The following is a 17,939-nucleotide window of genomic DNA, read 5'->3' as shown; positions in this document are numbered from 1 at the left end:
AACATTATGCAAATGTCCGATATGCTGCGGTAACATCGCGGAGATTTTCTGGCAAAGCGACAAGCCATAGTGAGAAATCTCACAAAGAGAAGGGGAATGTGACCCCAGCCGCAGAAAATCAGGGAAGCGTGAGCCACTCCGCAAGCAATCAGGCATATGCCATAAAATTCCTGCCATATCCGTTTTTTTATAGTGCAACTACACGGTGCTTTCCTTTTTAGGCCTCCCTATACTTTTTTACAAACGGGACAGTTATTAACCTTGTGATTATTCTGCTAATTAATCGCTGTGTTTAACCTGACATCATTCTGATACCCAACGCGATGTGTATGTAGTCCAGAGTGAGTTCGCCTGACCGCAATATTTCAGGAGTGCATCATGGATTCAATCAGCAGTGCTGCGAGCGCCGTGCAAAAAAGAACTAATGCTCGCTACTGGATAGTGGTGATGTTATTTATCGTCACTTCATTCAACTATGGCGACCGCGCGACCATCGCTATCGCCGGTTCGGCGATGTCGAAAGAGATTGGCATGGACTCGGTCGGTCTCGGCTATATCTTCTCGGCTTTCTCATGGGCTTACGTTATTGGGCAGATCCCCGGCGGCTGGCTGCTGGACAGGTTTGGCTCCAAACGCGTCTACTTCTGGAGCATCTTTCTCTGGTCGCTGTTTACGCTGCTGCAGGGCTTTGTCGATCTGCTCAGCGGCTTCAGCATCATCGTCACGCTCTTTATGCTGCGCTTTATGGTCGGCCTGGCGGAAGCGCCTTCCTTCCCTGGCAACAGCCGCATTGTCGCCGCCTGGTTTCCTGCCCAGGAGCGCGGAACGGCCGTGGCTATTTTTAACTCGGCGCAATACTTCGCCACGGTGATTTTCGCGCCTATTATGGGCTGGCTTACTTCAGAGGTCGGCTGGGCGCACGTCTTCTGGTTTATGGGCGGTCTGGGCATCATCATCAGCTTTATCTGGCTGAAGGTTATTCACGACCCTACCGATCATCCGGGCGTCAACAAAGCCGAGCTGGAATATATGGAGCAGGGCGGCGCGCTGATCAACATGGATGCAAAAAAAGCCGAGCGCAAGGTTAGCTGGTCAGAAAAGATGTATCAGATCAAACAGCTGATCACTTCAAAAATGATGATCGGCGTCTATCTGGGCCAGTACTGCATCAACGCCTTAACCTACTTCTTTATTACCTGGTTTCCGGTTTATCTGGTGCAGGCGCGCGGCATGTCCATTCTTAAAGCCGGTATGGTCGCCTCCATTCCCGCCATCTGCGGTTTCCTGGGCGGCGTGCTGGGCGGCATCATTTCAGACTGGCTGATGCGTAAAACGGGATCGCTGAATATCGCGCGCAAAACGCCTATCGTGCTGGGCATGCTGCTTTCCATCACCATGGTGGTCTGTAACTACGTCGATACCGAATGGGTCGTGGTGTTCTTTATGGCGCTGGCTTTCTTCGGCAAAGGTATCGGCGCGCTGGGCTGGGCGGTAATGGCCGATACCGCGCCAAAAGAGATCAGCGGTCTCAGCGGCGGCTTGTTCAATATGTTCGGCAATATCTCCGGCATTATCACGCCTATCGCTATCGGCTACATCATTGCTACTACTGGTTCCTACAACGGCGCACTGATTTACGTAGGCATCCACGCTTTTGTCGCGGTGCTGAGCTATCTGGTGCTGGTACGCGATATCAAACGTATCGAACTGAAATCTTTGTAAGGACGAGCTATGACGACGCAGAGCAGCCCGATTATCACTGATATGAAAGTTATTCCGGTAGCGGGCCATGACAGCATGCTGTTGAACATTGGTGGCGCGCACGGCGCCTACTTTACCCGCAATATCGTGGTGCTTACCGACAGCGCCGGGCATACCGGCGTGGGCGAAGCGCCGGGCGGCGAAACCATCCTGCAAACCCTGCTGGATGCCGTACCGCTGGTAAAAGGGCGTGAAGTGGCAAGGATGAACAGCCTGGTGCAGGAAGTGCACAAAGGTAACCAGACCGCCGATTTCGATACTTTTGGCAACGGCGCCTGGACGTTCGAGCTACGGGTTAATGCGGTAGCGGCGCTGGAAGCCGCACTGCTGGATTTACTGGGCCAGTGTCTGGGCGTGCCGGTAGCGGAACTGCTCGGGCCAGGCAAGCAGCGCGATGAAGTGACCGTACTGGGCTATCTGTTTTATATCGGTGACCGCGAAAAAACCGACCTGCCTTATTTAACGGGCGAAGGGGCTACGCACGACTGGTATCGCCTGCGTCACCAAAAGGCGCTGGACAGCGCTTCTGTAGTCCGGCTGGCGGAAGCCGCACAGGATAAATACGGCTTCAAAGACTTCAAGCTAAAGGGCGGTGTGCTGGCGGGCGAAGAGGAGATCGCTGCGGTGAAAGCGATGAAAAAGCGCTTTCCCGATGCGCGCATCACCGTGGATCCCAATGGTGCCTGGCTGCTGGATGAAGCCATCGCGCTTTGCAAAGATATGCAGGGCATTCTGACCTATGCCGAAGACCCATGTGGCGCGGAGCAGGGCTATTCCGGCCGTGAAGTGATGGCGGAATTCCGCCGTGCCACAGGCCTGCCGGTCGCCACCAATATGATTGCAACCAACTGGCGCGAAATGAACCACGCGGTGATGTTAAACGCCGTAGATATCCCGTTGGCCGATCCACACTTCTGGACGCTGAGCGGCGCGGTACGCGTGGCCCAGCTCTGTGATGACTGGGGCCTCACCTGGGGCTGCCATTCCAATAACCATTTCGATATTTCCCTGGCGATGTTCACCCACGTAGGCGCCGCTGCGCCAGGCAAACCCACGGCCATAGATACCCACTGGATCTGGCAGGAAGGCGATCAGCGCTTAACTAAAGAACCTTTGCAGATCCGCAACGGCAAAATTGCCGTACCGGATGCGCCGGGGTTAGGTGTTGAGCTGGACTGGGCGCAAATCGAGAAGGCCCATGCGCTCTACAAAACCTTGCCCGTTGGCGCACGTAATGACGCCGTCGCCATGCAGTATCTGATCCCCGGCTGGACATTCGATCGCAAGCGTCCGGCTTTTGGGCGCTGAACCTTACAGAAGGAACAAGTTATGAGTCAGGCTACTCCACTGATCGCTGAAATGCAGGTTATCCCGGTTGCGGGGCATGACAGCATGCTGCTGAACCTCAGCGGCGCGCATGCGCCATTCTTTACCCGCAATATCGTTATCATCAAAGACAACTCCGGCCATACCGGCGTGGGCGAAATTCCCGGCGGCGAAAAAATCCGTAAAACGCTGGAAGAGGCAGCGGCGCTGTTGATCGGGCACGGCATCGGCGAATATAAAAATTTGTTGAATCACGTACGCAACACTTTTGCTGACCGCGATGCCAGCGGCCGCGGAAACCAGACGTTCGATCTCCGTACCACTATTCATGTAGTTACGGGGATTGAAGCGGCTCTGCTGGATCTGCTGGGGCAACATTTAGGCGTTAACGTTGCTTCGCTGCTGGGCGATGGGCAGCAGCGCGATCGGGTAGAAATGCTGGGCTATCTCTTCTATGTCGGCGATCGCCGTAAAACTTCTCTGCCTTATCAGAGCCAGCCGGATGACAGCTGCGACTGGTATCGCCTGCGCCACGAAGAGGCGCTGACGCCTGAAACCGTGGTGCGCCTGGCCGAAGCCGCCTATGAAAAATATGGTTTTAACGACTTCAAGCTGAAAGGCGGCGTGCTGGCGGGCAGCGAAGAAGCAGAGGCAGTCACCGCGCTGGCGAAGCGCTTCCCGGAAGCCAGGATCACGCTTGATCCTAACGGTGCCTGGTCGCTGAAAGAAGCGATTGAACTGGGCAAGCAGCTGAAAGACGTGCTGGCTTATGCGGAAGATCCGTGTGGCGCAGAACAGGGCTATTCCGGCCGCGAGGTGATGGCAGAGTTCCGTCGCGCCACCGGCATGCAAACCGCGACCAATATGATCGCTACCGACTGGCGGCAGATGGGCCATACGCTTTCGCTACAGTCTGTCGATATCCCGCTGGCGGATCCGCATTTCTGGACGATGCAGGGCTCGGTGCGCGTGGCGCAGATGTGCCACGATTTCGGGCTGACCTGGGGCTCTCATTCCAACAACCATTTCGACGTCTCGCTGGCGATGTTTACGCACGTGGCCGCCGCCGCGCCGGGCAAAATTACCGCTATCGATACGCACTGGATTTGGCAGGAAGGAAATCAGCGCCTGACGCAGCAGCCGCTGCAAATCAAAGGCGGCATGGTGCAGGTGCCGGATAAACCGGGCCTGGGCGTAGAGCTGGATATGGATCGCGTAATGAAGGCGCACGAACTTTACCAAAAACACGGTCTGGGCGCGCGCGACGACGCGCAGGCTATGCAGTTCCTGGTGCCGGACTGGACATTTGACAACAAGCGTCCTTGCCTGGTGCGCTAACCCTTTTTTCAGGAGAGACCGATGAGCTATATAAACACGCCGAACAGCTTTCGCCAGCGCCTGCTGGCAGGCGAAACCTTAATTGGCAGCTGGTGCGCGCTGGCAAACCCACTGACGACTGAGGTGCTGGGGCTGGCGGGCTTCGACTGGCTGGTGCTGGACGGCGAGCACGCGCCAAACGATATCACTACTTTTATCCCGCAGCTGATGGCGCTGAAAGGCAGCGTCAGCGCGCCGGTAGTGCGGCCGCCAACCAATGAGCCAGTGATTATCAAACGCCTGCTGGATATCGGTTTTTCCAACTTTTTGATCCCGTTTGTTGAAACCGAAGAGGAAGCAGTACGTGCGGTAGCCTCCACGCGTTATCCGCCGATGGGCATTCGTGGCGTGTCGGTCTCACATCGCAGCAATATGTACGGCACCGTGCCGCAGTACAACAACATCATTAACGACAACATCACCGTGCTGGTACAGATTGAGACTCAGCAAGGCGTGGACAATATCGATGCTATCGCAGCTGTAGAAGGCGTGGATGGCATTTTCGTCGGGCCAGGCGATCTCTCCGCCGCGCTGGGCTACTTAGGGCAGCCTGCGCATCCGGAAGTGCTGAAGGTCATCAAATACATTTTTGAACGCGCGAAAGCAGCCGGCAAGCCGAGCGGCATCCTGGCACCGGTAGAAGCCGATGCCCGCCGCTATCTGGAATGGGGCGCCAGCTTCGTCGCGGTAGGCAGCGATCTGGGCGTTTTCCGCGGCGCCACGCAGGCGCTATGCGATCGCTTTAAAAAATAACCCACAGTCAGGAGATTAAGATGAAAATTGGATTTATCGGTCTGGGTATCATGGGCAAGCCCATGAGCAAAAATTTAATCAAGGCTGGCTACTCGCTGGTGGTACGCGATCATAATGCCGAAAGCGTAGCGGAGCTGGTCAGCAGCGGCGCCACTTCCGCCGATTCGGCAAAAGCGGTGGCAGAGCAAAGTGACGTCATTATCACTATGCTGCCTAACTCACCGCACGTAAAAGAAGTTTTGCTGGGCGAAGGCGGCGTGATTGAAGGCGCTAAAGCAGGCACCATCGTGATTGATATGAGCTCTATCGCACCGCTGGCGAGCCGTGAAATCCATGAAGAGCTGGCGAAAAAAGGCATAGCGCTACTGGATGCGCCGGTCAGCGGCGGTGAACCTAAAGCTATCGATGGCACGCTCTCCGTCATGGTCGGCGGCGATAAAGAGCTGTTCGACAAATGCTACGACATCATGAAAGCGATGGCGGGCTCGGTAGTGCACACCGGCGAAATCGGCGCGGGCAACGTCACCAAGCTGGCGAATCAGGTTATCGTAGCGCTGAATATCGCGGCCATGTCAGAAGCGCTGGCGCTGGCGACTAAAGCGGGCGTTAATCCGGAGCTGGTCTATCAGGCCATTCGCGGCGGCCTTGCGGGCAGCACGGTGCTGGATGCCAAAGCGCCGATGGTGATGAACCGCAACTTCAAGCCGGGCTTCCGTATCGATTTGCATATTAAAGATCTGGCCAATGCGCTGGATACTTCGCACGGCGTAGGTGCTCAGCTACCGCTGACGGCGGCGGTGATGGAGATGATGCAGGCGCTGAAAGCCGACGGGCTGGGCACTGCCGACCACAGCGCGCTGGCCTGCTACTATGAGAAGCTGGCGAAAGTCGAAATCAAATAGTCCCGAGCCCGGCTTGCTTTGTTAAGCCGGGTGCCTCTGGCGCAGGCCAATTCAACCGCGCACGGATTAAGGTATGAAAATAGTAATCGCACCGGATTCATATAAAGAAAGCCTGTCGGCTCAGCAGGTTGCCACGCAAATCGAGCAGGGATTCCGGGAAATTTTCCCCGAGGCTCAGTACGTTAAACTTCCCGTCGCGGACGGCGGCGAAGGCACGGTCGAGGCGATGGTAGCGGCGACGGGCGGCAATCTTGTGCGCCTGAACGTTACCGGCCCGCTGGGCGAAGAAGTAGAGGCATTCTACGGGCTTTCCGGCGACGACAGCTGCGCCTATATCGAAATGGCAGCGGCCAGCGGGCTGGAACTGGTGCCAGCTTCCCGGCGCGATCCGCTGATCACCACTTCTTACGGCACCGGCGAACTGATCCGTAGCGCGCTGGATAAAGGTGTGCAGCACTTTATCATCGGCATCGGCGGCAGCGCCACCAATGACGGCGGTGCGGGCATGGTGCAGGCGCTGGGGGCTAAACTGCTGGATAGCCAGGGCAATGACATCGGCTTTGGCGGCGGGAGTCTTGGCGACCTGGCGAAGATCGATACAGGCGAGCTGGATCCGCGTATAAAAAATTGTCGCTTTGAAGTCGCCTGTGACGTCACTAATCCGCTGCTGGGTAAAGAGGGCGCTTCCGCCGTGTTTGGCCCGCAGAAGGGAGCCACGCCGGAGCTGGTGGACAAGCTGGATAAAGCGCTGGAGCACTATGCGCAGATTATCCGGCGCGATCTGGATATCGATGTCCTGCCGATCCCCGGCGGCGGCGCGGCGGGCGGTATGGGCGCGGCACTGCATGCTTTTTGCGGCGCGGAGCTGCGTCGCGGTATTGAAATAGTTACCGAAGCGCTGGGGCTGGACGAACTGGTGAAAGACGCTACTTTGGTTATCACCGGCGAAGGCCGCATCGATAGCCAGACCATTCACGGTAAAGTCCCAATCGGCGTGGCGAAGGTCGCCAAACGCTATAACAAGCCGGTTATCGGCATCGCCGGCAGCCTCACTAAAGATGTGGCGGTAGTACACCAGCATGGCCTGGACGCAGTATTCAGCGTCATTTACAGCATTTGTACGCTGGAGGATGCCCTGGCAAACGCGGCGGATAACGTGCGCATGACCGCACGCAATATTGCCGCCGTGATAGCGATGGGGCAAAAATTATAATTACCCTGGCGCTACGGCCAGCTTCGCCTGCGCCAGCCGCGCCACGTTCTGCATCTCGTCCAGTAGTTCAAACAGCTCTGGTTCGATGTCAGCGATGCTCTGACCGTCGCGCAAGCCTTGCTCCAGCTGCTGGCAGAGCTGTTTTAACCGGGGAACACCGCTATAGCTGGCGCTACCGTGCAGCTTGTGAATAATATCGCGCAGCGCTCTGACGTTATCTTCGGCCATATAATGCTCAACCTGTTTTTGCACTTCGGGCAGAAAATCCATTAGCATCTGCAGCAAATCGCGTGCTAAATCAGGCTTGTTTGCTGCCTGGCGCAGCGCCAGCTCCCAATCGAGCGAGGCGGAAAGCTTACCCGGCGTGGGTTGGCCTTCGGCAGCGAAAGCGGCGGGAGCGTAGCGGATCAACAGCTTCTCCAGCCTGATCTCATCGATAGGCTTAGCCAGATAATCATTCATCCCGGCAGCGATTAGCCGTTCTCTTTCGCCGTCCAGTGCGTGCGCCGTGACGGCGACAATAGGCGTGGTGGCATAAGAAGGCAGCTTGCGGATTAGCTCGCTGGCGCGTATGCCGTCGATATCCGGCATCTGAATATCCATCAGGATCACATCCAGCGCCTGGCTCTTCGCCTGCTGGATGGCGGTCATGGCGTTTTCGCACAGCACCACATGCTCAACCTGCTCCTCCAGCAGCGCGCCGATCAGCTTCAGGTTGGCCGGGTTGTCATCTACCGCCATTACCGACAGCGGCAGTTTTTGCCTGCCGGGCCGGTAATCCGTGGCGCGGGCATAGCGGTCAAGCAGCACGGGCAGCAGCCGCAGCAGCGAAACCGGCTTGAGCAGGCAGGCGCTGACGCCCCGATCCCTGAGCTCTTCCGCCCAGGTTTGCATCTGGCAGGGCAGCGCCATAATCACGCTGTCGGCGCGCTCCAGAGCGGGCAGCGCCTGCCACGGCAGCTGCCGCGAAGGATCACGGCTTACCGGCAAGCCGATCAGCAGCGTATCGTAATGCTCCTGCTCCAGCCCTTCCAGCGTTGTACTGTAGCTAATGGTCATCGGCGTGCTGGCTAACAGCTCCAGCGTTGCCTGCGCTGCAGCCGGGTTGGCTTCAACGTAGGCCAGCGTTTTGCCCTGTAAACACTCTATGGCGCGCGGATCCTGGGTGGCATTTGGATTGAGTGCCAGATTGATATGGAACCAGAAGGTCGATCCCTGGTTCAGGCGGCTATGAAAAGAAATTTCGCCGCCCATCTCGTTGACTAGTTTTTGCGTAATCACCAGCCCCAGGCCGGTTCCGCCGTGGCGACGGGAGATGCTGGCGTCGGCCTGGCGGAAAGCCTGAAACAGCTGCGACTGCTGCTTTTCGGCGATGCCGATGCCGGTATCATGGATCTGCACTTCAAGCTCGACCCGGTTATTGCTCAGCGAGCGCTTTTCTATACGGATATCAATATTGCCGTGTTCGGTAAACTTAATAGCGTTGCCTAGCAGATTAACGATAATTTGCTGCAGCCGCAGCGGATCGCCGATAGTGTTGTCCGGCACGTCCGGCTGAATGCTCAGCGTCAGCTCCAGTCCTTTCTCATGGGCGGAGTGCGCCAGCAGCACCACTACTTCGTCCAGCGTCGCGCGCAGTGGAAAAGGCGTGGTCTCCAGCACCAGCTTGCCCGCTTCCAGCTTGGAAAAATCAAGCACGTCGTTAATGATGCTCAGCAGATTATTCGCTGAGCGTTCAATCGTGTGCAGGTAGTCGCGCTGGGTAATGTTCAGCGGCGTCTTCAGCGTCTGGCGGGTAAAGCCAATTACGCCGTTGAGCGGCGTACGCAGCTCGTGCGACATATTGGCCAAAAACTCCGATTTGATCCTCGCCGCTTCCTGCGCGCGTTTTTTGGCTAAATCCAGCTCGACGTTCTGAATTTCCATTTGCTCCAGCGTCTCGCGCAGATCGGAGGTTGCCTGGTCGATATTTTGCTGCATCTCTTCGTGATAGGCGGTCAGCGACATCGCCATCGAATTGATGCCGTTTTTCAGCATATCCAGTTCGCCCAGCATATGACCGGTTACGCGGCTGTCGAGCTGGCCGCGTCGTATGCGATCTACCGTATTGACCATATCGCGGATAGGGCCGGTAACGTCGCGCATCAGGCGATAGGCGAACAGCATGGCGAGGCAAAGACAGAACAGCAGCAGCAGGGTAGAGACAAAAACTTCTTTGTACTGCTGCAGTCGCACCGACTGGAGATCCAGTTCAATAGCGACATAGCCAAGCGGATTGCCGTTGGGTTTAGCATCCTCATCCGGCGACTCGTCCGGATAATAGCTTTCCGACAGGATCGGTGTGCGCAGGATCACCGAATTGCCCAGCCGCTGGTAACTGAAAGTAGCCGGCAGTTGCGCATCAGAGGGCAAACGTAGCTTGTTGGCACTGGCGTGATAATTAGAGGTGACAAACAGCTGATTATTGGCGTCAAAAACGGTAATAGCGCGGACGATTTCGGAGTGGCGACGATGTAAAAGGCTGACCAGCTGGCGCACCGACTCTTTGCTGTGAAACGTCATGCCATACTCGCTTGAAACCGCCAGCGGTTCGATAATATTGACCCCGGCATCCACCAGCTGGCGCTGCAGTTCGTTATAGCGATGCACAATAAAAAAAGTGCTTAGCAGCAACCCGATCATCAGCGTAGGCGCCAGAATCAAGATCATCATTCGTGCCCGCAGGCTGTATTTGGTCATAATTATCCTGTGCTGCCGCCGCTGGTCGAATTAATCCTGACGCTGGTGTAGGCTACGCGGGTTTTCCCACTTTCGAGATAAAAGCAATGGCGCAATTCTACTCTGCAAAACGGCGCGTGACGACCCGCCAGATCATGACTGTAACGGTTAGCGATCTGGATTTTTCCGGCCAGGGTGTGGCTCATCATCATGGCAAAGCGCTTTTTGTCAGCGGCGCGCTGCCTGGCGAACAGACGGAAGTAGAAATTGTTGAGGAAAAACGCAGCTGGGCGCGAGCGCGGGCAAAACGTATTCTTTCGCCCAGTCCGGAGCGAGTCGCGCCAGCCTGTCCCTATTTTGGCCGCTGCGGCGGTTGCCAGCAGCAGCACGCCTCGCCCGAGCTACAGCAGCGCAGCAAAGCCAAAGCGCTGTCGCGTCTGCTGAGCCAGCAAACCGGCGCGCCTGCTGAGGTAAACACTATTGTTTCCGGCAGCGCTTATGGCTACCGTCGCCGCGCCCGTTTGAGCCTGAGCTACCATACGCGCAGCCAGACGCTGCAAATGGGGTTTCGTCAGGCTGGCTCCAGTGAGCTGGTCGCCATTGCCCGTTGCCCCGTTTTAAAGCCCGAACTTGATGCGCTGCTGGCGCCGTTGCACCAGGTATTAAGCAGTTTGCAGGCGGTAAAACGGCTGGGCCATGTTGAGCTGGTGCTGGCGGACAACGGCCCGTTGCTGGTGCTGCGCCATCTCGATCCGCTTAGCGCAGCAGACAGACAAAAACTGGAACAGTTTTCGCATAGCCAGCGGGTAGCGCTTTTTCTGGCGCCTGATAGCGAAACGCTTGAACAGGTCAATGGCGAGATGCCCTTTTACAAAATCGATGGCCTGACGCTGACCTTCAGCCCGCGCGATTTTATTCAGGTTAATGGCGAACTGAACCAGCAAATGGTGGCGCAGGCGCTGGCGTGGCTTGATTTACAGCCGGAGGATCGGCTGCTGGATCTTTTCTGCGGAATGGGAAACTTTACGCTTCCTGCTGGAAAACGAGTAAAAAATGTTACAGGTGTGGAGGGGGTTGCAGCATTAGTGGCGAAGGGCGCGTATAATGCGGCCCTGAACAATCTGCATAACATTGCGTTTTATCAGCATAATCTGGAAGAAGACGTGTCGGCGCAGCCCTGGGCGACAGAAGGCTTTAACAAGGTATTACTGGATCCGGCTCGTGCCGGCGCGGCGGATGTGATCCCTCACATTATTAAACTTGCGCCGGAAAGCGTGGTCTATGTTTCCTGTAATCCGACTACACTTGCCCGGGACAGCCAGATCTTCCAGGCTGCCGGCTATCGACCAGAAAAGATTACCCTGCTTGATATGTTTCCGCATACCGGGCACGTCGAATCCATGGTGTTATTCAGTCGAATATAGCTTCCCGGAAGGAGGTTTGGAGAGGATATGGTTGCGGTAAGAAGTGCACACCTGAATACGGCTGGCGAGTTCGCGCTTGACCAGTGGATCACCAGTTTGGGGATCGCTAACCCACAGTCATGTGAACGACTAGCCGATACCTGGCGCTATTGCGAAGAGGCTACCCGCGAGCATCCCGATGCGGCGCTTCTGCTCTGGCGGGGCGTCGAAATGGTGGAGATCCTCTCCATGCTCAGCATGGATAGCGAAAGCCTGCGCGCCGCGCTGCTTTTCCCTTTGGCGGATGCCGGCGTAGTGTCAGAAGCGGTGCTGGAAGAGCAGCACGGCAAAGCTATCGTCTCGCTGGTGCACGGCGTGCGCGATATGGATGCTATCCGCCAGCTGAAGGCAACCCATAATGATTCGATGGCCTCGGAGCAGGTCGACAATGTCAGGCGCATGCTGCTGGCGATGGTGGAAGATTTCCGCTGCGTAGTTATCAAACTGGCCGAGCGTATCGCCCATCTGCGTGAGGTCAAAGACGCGCCGGAAGACGAGCGCGTGCTCGCCGCTAAAGAGTGCACCAATATCTATGCGCCGCTTGCCAACCGCCTGGGGATCGGGCAGCTCAAATGGGAACTGGAAGATTTCTGCTTCCGCTATCTGCATCCTGAAGAGTACAAGCGCATCGCTAAACTGCTGCACGAGCGTCGTATCGACCGCGAGCAGTATATCGATACCTTCGTGCAGTCGCTGCGCGACGAAATCGTCAAACAGGGCGTAAAAGCAGAAGTCTATGGCCGCCCTAAACACATCTACAGCATCTGGCGCAAGATGCAGAAAAAGTCGCTGGCGTTTGATGAGCTGTTTGACGTGCGGGCCGTGCGCATCGTCGCCGAGCGCCTGCAGGATTGCTACGGCGCGCTGGGAATTGTGCATACGCTGTATCGCCATTTGCCCAGCGAGTTTGACGATTACGTCGCCAACCCTAAACCCAATGGCTATCAGTCCATCCATACCGTGGTGCTGGGGCCGAAGGGCAAAACCGTCGAAATTCAGATCCGTACCCGTCAGATGCATGAAGATGCCGAGCTGGGCGTGGCCGCGCACTGGAAGTACAAAGAAGGCGGCCCAACTGGCAGCGCTCGCGGTGCTTCAGGCCACGAGGAACGCATCGCCTGGCTGCGTAAACTGATCGCCTGGCAGGAAGAGATGGCGGATTCTGGCGAAATGCTGGATGAAGTACGCAGCCAGGTATTCGACGATCGCGTCTATGTGTTTACGCCAAAAGGCGATGTGGTGGATCTGCCGGCGGGTTCAACGCCGCTGGACTTTGCCTACCATATCCACAGCGATATCGGCCACCGCTGCATCGGCGCGAAAATCGGCGGCCGCATTGTGCCCTTTACCTATCAGCTACAGATGGGCGATCAGATCGATATCATCACCCAGAGGCAGCCTAACCCGAGCCGCGACTGGCTTAACCCTAACCTGGGTTACGTCACTACCAGTCGCGGCCGTTCAAAAATCCACGCCTGGTTCCGCAAGCAGGATCGCGATAAAAATATCGTCGCGGGCAAGCAAATTCTCGACAGCGAGCTGGAGCATCTGGGCATCAGCCTGAAGGATGCCGAAAAGCTGCTGCTGCCGCGCTATAACGTTAACTCGCTGGATGAACTGCTGGCCGCGATCGGCGGTGGCGATATTCGCCTGAACCAGATGAGCAACTTCCTACAGTCGAAGCTGAACAAGCCGAGCGCGGAAGAAGAAGATCGCGAGGCGCTGCGCCAGCTGACGATGAAATCCTCCGCGCCGCGCAGCAAAGAGAGCGGCCGGGTAGTGGTCGAAGGCGTGGGCAACCTGATGCACCATATTGCCCGCTGCTGCCAGCCGATACCGGGTGACGATATCACCGGCTTTATTACTCAGGGTCGCGGCATCTCTATCCATCGCGCCGACTGCGAGCAACTAAGCGAGCTGATGTCGCACGCGCCGGAACGTATCGTTGATGCAGTCTGGGGTGAGAGTTACTCCAGCGGCTACTCGCTGGTGGTACGCGTTACCGCCAACGATCGCAGCGGCCTGCTGCGAGATATCACCACGATCCTCGCTAACGAAAAGGTGAATGTGCTGGGCGTCTCCAGCAGGAGCGACACCAAAAAGCAGCTGGCTACCATAGATATGGATATCGAAATCTATAACCATCAGGTGCTGGGAAGGGTGCTGGCCAGGTTAAACCAGGTGCCGGATATCATTGACGCAAGGAGATTGCACTAATCCACAAAGTGCCCGGTTTGCCCGCAGCGCTGCTCCTGATTATACAACTGGGGGCAGGCGCTGCCGTTGTTAACCGACTCTCCGGCATGAATCTTGCCGCCGCATGCCGTATAGTGATCCCCTTTTTTTATTCGCCAACAAATGGACACTGTTATGACTGCCATCGATCGCCTGCTGGGCATCATGAAGACTCTGCGCGACCCGCAAAAAGGCTGCCCGTGGGATCGCGAACAGACCTTTACCTCTATCGCGCCTTACACGCTGGAAGAAACCTATGAAGTGCTGGACGCCATCAGCCGTGAGGATTTCGACGATCTGCAGGGCGAACTGGGCGATCTGCTGTTTCAGGTAGTGTTCTACGCGCAGATGGCGCAGGAAGAAGGGCGCTTTGACTTCGAAGCCGTTTGCCAGACCATCAGCGACAAGCTGGAACGTCGCCATCCGCATATCTTCGGCGATGAAAAGGTCACAGACAGCAAAGAGGTGCTGGCGAACTGGGAAGCGATTAAAACCCGCGAGCGCGCCGGTAAAGAACAGCATTCAGCGCTGGACGATATTCCTCGCGCGCTGCCCGCGCTGATGCGGGCGCATAAAATTCAGAAACGGTGCAGCAACGTCGGTTTTGACTGGAAGACGCTGGGGCCGGTGCTGGATAAAGTCCACGAAGAAATTGACGAGGTAATGCACGAAGCAAACCAGGCGGTGATCGACCAGCAGAAGCTGGAAGAAGAAATTGGCGATCTGCTGTTCGCTACCGTTAATCTCTCCCGCCATTTGGGCAGTAAAGCGGAGACGGCGCTGCAAAAAGCCAACGACAAATTCGAGCGGCGCTTTCGCCAGGTTGAGCAGATTATCGTCGATCAGGGGCTGCAAATGCAGGAAGCCACGCTCGATCAGATGGAAGCGGCCTGGCAGCAGATCAAAGCCCGCGAATCCGTCTGAAAAATTCCTGTGGCGTGAATAACTGGCTGACACGATTCAACAAAAATGTGATCGGCATCAACTTTAGCCGCAGCGGAATCGGGTACGCTCATGCCGGTCAATCACGATGGCTGGCAGATAACCAGAAACGATTAATTGTGGCGCACGGGGGATTCCGGTATACTGTTTTCCCGTCCTGGTTATTCCATCGTCTTTAAACCTACTTTCTCAGGTTCAGCATGACAACGAACTATATTTTTGTGACCGGCGGGGTCGTATCCTCTCTGGGTAAAGGCATTGCCGCAGCCTCCCTGGCCGCCATTCTCGAAGCACGTGGTCTTAACGTGACCATCATGAAGCTGGACCCGTATATCAACGTGGATCCGGGTACCATGAGTCCAACCCAGCACGGCGAAGTGTTCGTCACCGACGACGGTGCGGAAACCGATCTCGATCTGGGCCACTACGAGCGCTTCATCCGCACCAAAATGAGCCGCCGCAACAACTTCACCACTGGCCGTATCTACTCGGAAGTGCTGCGCAAAGAGCGTCGCGGCGACTATCTGGGCGCGACCATTCAGGTTATTCCGCATATCACTAATGCCATTAAAGAGCGCATTATCGAAGGCGGCGAAGGCCACGACGTGGTGCTGGTAGAAATCGGCGGCACCGTCGGCGATATCGAATCTCTGCCGTTCCTCGAAGCGATCCGTCAGATGGCGGTCGATGTCGGCCGCGAGCACACCATGTATATGCACCTGACGCTGGTGCCTTATATGGCGGCAGCAGGCGAGGTCAAGACCAAGCCAACGCAGCACTCGGTGAAAGAACTGCTTTCAATCGGTATTCAGCCGGACGTGCTGATCTGCCGTTCCGATCGCGCCGTTCCTGCCAACGAGCGGGGTAAAATTGCCCTGTTCTGTAACGTGCCGGAAAAAGCGGTTATCTCGCTGAAAGATGTTGACTCCATCTACAAAATTCCTGGCATGCTGAAATCGCAGGGCCTGGATGACTACATCTGCAAACGCTTCAACCTGAACGCGCCGGAAGCGAACCTGGCCGAGTGGGAACAGGTTATCTATGAAGAAGCCAACCCAGGCGGCGAAGTCACTATCGGCATGGTCGGCAAATATGTCGAGCTGCCGGATGCCTATAAGTCCGTAATCGAAGCGCTGAAGCACGGCGGCCTGAAAAACCGCGTAACGGTCAACATCAAGCTGATCGATTCGCAGGATGTCGAAAGCCGCGGCGTCGAAATTCTGAAAGATCTGGATGCTATTCTGATTCCTGGCGGCTTCGGCTACCGCGGCGTGGAAGGCAAAATTATGACCGCGCGCTATGCGCGTGAGAACAATATTCCTTACCTGGGTATCTGCCTGGGTATGCAGGTTGCGCTGATGGAGTTTGCCCGTAACGTCGCCGGTATGGCGGATGCGAACTCTACGGAATTTGTGCCAGACTGTAAGTACCCGGTTGTGGCGCTGATCACCGAGTGGCGCGACGAAGAGGGTAACGTTGAAGTTCGCACAGAGAAGAGCGATCTGGGCGGCACCATGCGTCTGGGCAGCCAGCAGTGTCAGCTGACGCCGGACAGCGTGGTTCGCCAGCTGTACGGCGCGGAGACTATTGTCGAGCGTCACCGCCACCGCTACGAAGTCAACAACATGCTGTTAAAGCAGATCGAAGCGGCCGGTTTACGCGTAGCCGGTCGTTCCGGCGATGACCAGCTGGTCGAGATCATCGAGATCCCGAACCACCCGTGGTTTGTTGCGTGTCAGTTCCATCCGGAATTCACCTCCACGCCTCGTGACGGTCATCCCCTTTTCGCCGGCTTCGTTAAAGCAGCCAGCGAGCATCAGAAGCGTTTGGCGAAATAAGTAGTTTTCATAGCAACGCGCGAACTATTCGCGCGTTGTTTGTCTGAGTTTAAGTTAACTTGTACTGAGGAAAAACTAATGTCCAAAATCGTTAAAGTCATCGGTCGCGAAATCATCGACTCTCGTGGCAACCCGACCGTTGAAGCAGAAGTGCATCTGGAAGGCGGTTTTGTCGGTATGGCGGCCGCACCATCAGGCGCTTCTACCGGTTCCCGTGAAGCGCTGGAACTGCGCGACGGTGACAAATCTCGTTTCCTGGGTAAAGGCGTGACCAAAGCTGTTGCGGCCGTGAACGGCCCAATCGCCGACGCGGTAACCGGCAAAGATGCCAAAGACCAGGCAAACATCGACAAGATCATGATCGATCTTGACGGCACCGAAAACAAATCCAAATTTGGCGCTAACGCCATCCTGGCCGTTTCTCTGGCCGCGGCTAAAGCTGCCGCTGCTGCCAAAGGCATGCCGCTGTATGAGCACATCGCCGAGCTGAACGGCACCCCAGGTAAATTCTCTATGCCGCTGCCGATGATGAACATCATCAACGGCGGTGAGCATGCCGACAACAACGTCGACATCCAGGAATTCATGATCCAGCCGGTTGGCGCGAAAACCCTGAAAGAAGCGGTTCGCATGGGTTCTGAAGTATTCCACAACCTGGCGAAAGTGCTGAAGTCTAAAGGCATGAACACCGCTGTGGGCGACGAAGGCGGCTATGCGCCAAACCTGGGCTCTAACGCCGAAGCGCTGGCGGTTATCGCGGAAGCGGTTAAAGCAGCGGGCTACGAGCTGGGCAAAGATGTTACCCTGGCGATGGACTGTGCGGCCTCTGAATTCTACAAAGACGGTAAATACGTACTGGCTGGCGAAGGCAACAAAGCCTTTACTTCCGAAGAGTTCACCCACTTCCTGGAAGACCTGACCAAACAGTACCCAATCGTTTCCATCGAAGATGGCCTGGACGAATCCGACTGGAACGGCTTCGCTTACCAGACCAAAGTGCTGGGCGATAAAATCCAGCTGGTAGGCGACGACCTGTTTGTAACCAACACCAAAATCCTGAAAGAAGGTATCGAGAAAGGCATCGCTAACTCCATCCTGATCAAGTTTAACCAGATCGGTTCTCTGACTGAAACCCTGGCTGCTATCAAGATGGCGAAAGACGCGGGCTACACAGCGGTTATTTCTCACCGTTCAGGCGAAACCGAAGACGCTACCATTGCCGACCTGGCAGTAGGTACCGCAGCAGGCCAGATCAAAACCGGTTCTATGAGCCGTTCTGACCGCGTTGCCAAGTACAACCAGCTGATCCGTATCGAAGAGTCCCTGGGCAGCCGTGCGCCGTTCAACGGCCTGAAAGAAGTTAAAGGTCAGTAATCTGCTTTTGCAGGTAGCCTGAACTAACTTTGTCGCA

The 17,939-nt window shown here is 56.3% G+C and carries 12 protein-coding genes; 11 read left to right on the top strand and 1 reads right to left on the bottom strand.

Features of this window, described 5'->3' with window-relative positions:
- The first annotated feature begins 378 nt into the window (after positions 1 to 378).
- The 6 genes from ACETPC_RS18560 (at position 379) to ACETPC_RS18535 (ending at position 7,332) form a co-directional block, all read left to right on the top strand.
- On the top strand, positions 379 to 1,722 hold the full coding sequence (locus ACETPC_RS18560; RefSeq protein WP_380183930.1) for an MFS transporter: 1,344 nt from the start codon (positions 379 to 381) through the stop codon (positions 1,720 to 1,722).
- 9 nt (positions 1,723 to 1,731) lie between these two features.
- Positions 1,732 to 3,069 (top strand): enolase C-terminal domain-like protein, encoded by a 1,338-nt coding sequence (locus ACETPC_RS18555; protein ID WP_380183928.1) that lies wholly within the window; start codon positions 1,732 to 1,734, stop codon positions 3,067 to 3,069.
- Positions 3,070 to 3,090: 21 nt separating this feature from the next.
- A complete protein-coding gene (gene gudD / locus ACETPC_RS18550; protein WP_380183926.1) occupies positions 3,091 to 4,425 on the top strand; it encodes a glucarate dehydratase in 1,335 nt (444 codons plus the stop codon).
- Positions 4,426 to 4,446: 21 nt separating this feature from the next.
- Positions 4,447 to 5,217 carry a 2-dehydro-3-deoxyglucarate aldolase gene (gene garL, locus ACETPC_RS18545; RefSeq protein WP_380183924.1) on the top strand — a complete coding sequence of 257 codons (771 nt, stop codon included), beginning with the start codon at positions 4,447 to 4,449 and terminating at the stop codon, positions 5,215 to 5,217.
- Between the two features lie 20 nt (positions 5,218 to 5,237).
- Positions 5,238 to 6,119 (top strand): 2-hydroxy-3-oxopropionate reductase, encoded by an 882-nt coding sequence (gene garR, locus ACETPC_RS18540; protein WP_380183922.1) that lies wholly within the window; start codon positions 5,238 to 5,240, stop codon positions 6,117 to 6,119.
- A gap of 73 nt (positions 6,120 to 6,192) precedes the next feature.
- Positions 6,193 to 7,332 carry a glycerate kinase gene (locus ACETPC_RS18535; protein WP_380183920.1) on the top strand — a complete coding sequence of 380 codons (1,140 nt, stop codon included), beginning with the start codon at positions 6,193 to 6,195 and terminating at the stop codon, positions 7,330 to 7,332.
- Here the strand turns inward: ACETPC_RS18535 and barA are convergent, their stop codons facing one another.
- A complete protein-coding gene (gene barA, locus ACETPC_RS18530) occupies positions 7,333 to 10,071 on the bottom strand; it encodes a two-component sensor histidine kinase BarA (protein ID WP_380183918.1) in 2,739 nt (912 codons plus the stop codon).
- Between the two features lie 86 nt (positions 10,072 to 10,157).
- On the opposite strand from barA, the gene rlmD reads away from it, so the two are divergent.
- From rlmD to eno, 5 genes are all read left to right on the top strand, one after another.
- On the top strand, positions 10,158 to 11,474 hold the full coding sequence (gene rlmD / locus ACETPC_RS18525) for a 23S rRNA (uracil(1939)-C(5))-methyltransferase RlmD (protein WP_380183916.1): 1,317 nt from the start codon (positions 10,158 to 10,160) through the stop codon (positions 11,472 to 11,474).
- Between the two features lie 27 nt (positions 11,475 to 11,501).
- The gene (relA, locus tag ACETPC_RS18520) at positions 11,502 to 13,730 is read left to right on the top strand and encodes a GTP diphosphokinase (protein ID WP_380183914.1); all 2,229 of its coding nucleotides are present in this window, start codon (positions 11,502 to 11,504) and stop codon (positions 13,728 to 13,730) included.
- 153 nt (positions 13,731 to 13,883) lie between these two features.
- A complete protein-coding gene (gene mazG, locus ACETPC_RS18515) occupies positions 13,884 to 14,672 on the top strand; it encodes a nucleoside triphosphate pyrophosphohydrolase (RefSeq protein ID WP_380183912.1) in 789 nt (262 codons plus the stop codon).
- Positions 14,673 to 14,890: 218 nt separating this feature from the next.
- Positions 14,891 to 16,528 carry a glutamine hydrolyzing CTP synthase gene (gene pyrG / locus ACETPC_RS18510; protein ID WP_380183911.1) on the top strand — a complete coding sequence of 546 codons (1,638 nt, stop codon included), beginning with the start codon at positions 14,891 to 14,893 and terminating at the stop codon, positions 16,526 to 16,528.
- A 78-nt stretch (positions 16,529 to 16,606) separates the two neighbouring features.
- Positions 16,607 to 17,902 carry a phosphopyruvate hydratase gene (eno, locus tag ACETPC_RS18505; protein ID WP_380183909.1) on the top strand — a complete coding sequence of 432 codons (1,296 nt, stop codon included), beginning with the start codon at positions 16,607 to 16,609 and terminating at the stop codon, positions 17,900 to 17,902.
- Positions 17,903 to 17,939 lie beyond the last annotated feature (37 nt).

Origin of the sequence: Pantoea sp. sgz302252, assembly GCF_042610525.1 — a bacterium.
Classification (GTDB): domain Bacteria; phylum Pseudomonadota; class Gammaproteobacteria; order Enterobacterales; family Enterobacteriaceae; genus Erwinia.
The sequence above is the reverse complement of the archived record's forward strand: the minus strand, read 5'-3'. Positions and strand labels throughout refer to the sequence as shown.

Bases quoted from the DNA above. Each gene is read 5' to 3' on its own strand.
- ACETPC_RS18560 (WP_380183930.1), top strand. From the start codon at position 379: ATGGATTCAATCAGCAGTGCTGCGAGCGCCGTGCAAAAAAGAACTAAT.
- ACETPC_RS18555 (WP_380183928.1), top strand. From the start codon at position 1,732: ATGACGACGCAGAGCAGCCCGATTATCACTGATATGAAAGTTATTCCG.
- gudD (WP_380183926.1), top strand. From the start codon at position 3,091: ATGAGTCAGGCTACTCCACTGATCGCTGAAATGCAGGTTATCCCGGTT.
- garL (WP_380183924.1), top strand. From the start codon at position 4,447: ATGAGCTATATAAACACGCCGAACAGCTTTCGCCAGCGCCTGCTGGCA.
- garR (WP_380183922.1), top strand. From the start codon at position 5,238: ATGAAAATTGGATTTATCGGTCTGGGTATCATGGGCAAGCCCATGAGC.
- ACETPC_RS18535 (WP_380183920.1), top strand. From the start codon at position 6,193: ATGAAAATAGTAATCGCACCGGATTCATATAAAGAAAGCCTGTCGGCT.
- barA (WP_380183918.1), bottom strand. From the start codon at position 10,071: ATGACCAAATACAGCCTGCGGGCACGAATGATGATCTTGATTCTGGCG.
- rlmD (WP_380183916.1), top strand. From the start codon at position 10,158: ATGGCGCAATTCTACTCTGCAAAACGGCGCGTGACGACCCGCCAGATC.
- relA (WP_380183914.1), top strand. From the start codon at position 11,502: ATGGTTGCGGTAAGAAGTGCACACCTGAATACGGCTGGCGAGTTCGCG.
- mazG (WP_380183912.1), top strand. From the start codon at position 13,884: ATGACTGCCATCGATCGCCTGCTGGGCATCATGAAGACTCTGCGCGAC.
- pyrG (WP_380183911.1), top strand. From the start codon at position 14,891: ATGACAACGAACTATATTTTTGTGACCGGCGGGGTCGTATCCTCTCTG.
- eno (WP_380183909.1), top strand. From the start codon at position 16,607: ATGTCCAAAATCGTTAAAGTCATCGGTCGCGAAATCATCGACTCTCGT.